This is a genomic window from Mesorhizobium sp. B1-1-5 (genome assembly GCF_006443065.1).
In the GTDB taxonomy this organism is placed as follows: domain Bacteria; phylum Pseudomonadota; class Alphaproteobacteria; order Rhizobiales; family Rhizobiaceae; genus Mesorhizobium.
This window is the reverse complement of sequence record NZ_VFWS01000305.1, coordinates 1-1,662: the sequence shown is the minus strand read 5'-3', so window position 1 is coordinate 1,662 and position 1,662 is coordinate 1. Positions and strand designations below refer to the sequence as shown.

At 65.9% G+C, this 1,662-nt stretch carries 2 protein-coding genes and 2 pseudogenes; all 4 read right to left on the bottom strand.

From position 1 onward, the window contains the following. Nucleotides 1-66 (bottom strand): annotated as a pseudogene (locus FJ980_RS35585) (DUF1284 domain-containing protein); the annotation flags it as partial. A gap of 8 nt (nucleotides 67-74) precedes the next feature. Next, on the bottom strand, nucleotides 75-656 hold the full coding sequence (locus FJ980_RS30695; RefSeq protein ID WP_140547325.1) for a biotin transporter BioY: 582 nt from the start codon (nucleotides 654-656) through the stop codon (nucleotides 75-77). 105 nt (nucleotides 657-761) lie between these two features. Next, nucleotides 762-1,430 (bottom strand): GntR family transcriptional regulator, encoded by a 669-nt coding sequence (locus FJ980_RS30690; protein ID WP_140547324.1) that lies wholly within the window; start codon nucleotides 1,428-1,430, stop codon nucleotides 762-764. A gap of 106 nt (nucleotides 1,431-1,536) precedes the next feature. Further along, a pseudogene (locus FJ980_RS30685) lies at nucleotides 1,537-1,662 on the bottom strand (polyprenyl synthetase family protein); the annotation flags it as partial.

Here is a 1,662-nt window from a genome sequence, read left to right as displayed (position 1 = left end):
GCTGTATCCCTTGCCCACATAGGTGAGCAGGCAAAGGAGGTGATGAGCGCGCAGCCTTATCGTCACGGCTGGCGCTATTTCGCCTTGCCGCGCGGGAGCGCCATCAGCGTGGCGGCGCCAAGCGCCGACTTGAGCAGGCCACCGAGGACAAACGGCAGGAAGCCGAAGGCAACAGCCTTCTCGGCGCCGATGATGACGGCGAGCCACGCCGTGCCAAGGGCTAGGCACAGCAGGTTGCCGAGCAGCATGGCGGCAAAGGCAAGCACGACCCTGCCGCCGTTCCAGCCGCGCTCCGCCAGCCAGCCGACCAGTGCGCCGACAACCGGGAAGGCGAAGAGATAGCCGCCCGTCGGGCCAATGAAATGTTGTACGCCGGCAGCCCCGCCGGCCAGAACCGGGAAGCCGACCGCACCCTCGGCCAGCCAGGCGGCGATGGTGATCGCGCCCAGCCGCCAGCCGTAGAGCGCGCCGACCAGCGTCACGGCAAAGGTCTGCATCGTCACCGGAACCGGCACCATCGGCACCTGGATGTAGGAGGACAGCGCCAGGAACAGGGTGCCGAGCACGACGGCGCCCGCCTGCCAGCCGAGCGATCGCTCCTGAAGCCGGAGCGGGCTGAAGGACGGTTTTGCGGACGAGAACGCGATGTCGGTCATAGGGGCTCCCTTGGTCGATCCAAAATTATAGATAATTTTTGCCTTCGATCTATTATCGAAGCCACAATTTTCGGACGATGGCAAGGCATGCCTTGCGCAAGGCGGTTAGCCCACGATCGCGAAGGCCTCTCGCGTGGTGCCGGAGGCTGTCCTGACCGGCTTGCGGCCAATCCATTGCACGTGCCGCCCCAATGTCGCCGCGGCCGATTCGGTGTTGCCCTGCCGCAAGGCGGCCAATATCGCCCGGTGGTCCTGGTCGGTACGGGTCTCCCATTCCGAACGCCATGCGGCGAACAGGAAACGGGCGCTTGCGGCGTGCAGGTCATCGATGGTGGCGAGAAGACGCGACATGCCGCATGGCGTCAGGATCAACCGGTGAAAGGCGCGGTTGGCTTCTTCCCACGACCTGACGTCCAGGGATTTGTCGCCGGCCTTGCTGGCCTCCTCGGCCCGATCGAGAATAGCGGAGGTCAGATGCGGCGCCGCGTGGCGCAGCGCCAGCACTTCGAGCGCCGCCCGCATTTCGGCGACCTCCTTGACCTCGCCGAGGTCGAAAGCCGCCACGCGCACGCCGCGGCGCGGTTCGCTGACGGCGAGGCCTTGCGCCTCGAGGCGGCGAAAGGCCTCGCGCACGGGCACATGGCTGGTGTTAAACTCCTCGGCGACATGGTCCTGCCGCAACCGGGCGCCCGGCTCGATCGCGCCCGAGATGATGCGATCCGCCAGAACCTTGCCGATGCGCACCGCGATGGTGTCGTCCGTGCCCTTTGCCATGTTTTATAGATAATTTGCAGCCGGGCAGCTTGTCGAGGCGGCGGAGAAGGATTCACGGATTTCTCCCCAGCACGAGCCAGAGGAGAGCTGCGTGAAAGGCAGCGGCTCAGTTCACCCGGCTGATGCAGAAGTCGATGACGTCGATCAGCGCCGATTTCTGCGGCGTCGCCTCCAGCGGCGCCAGCGCGTCGCGGGCGATCTCGCCGAAATGACGGGCGCGGCCGATCGTGTC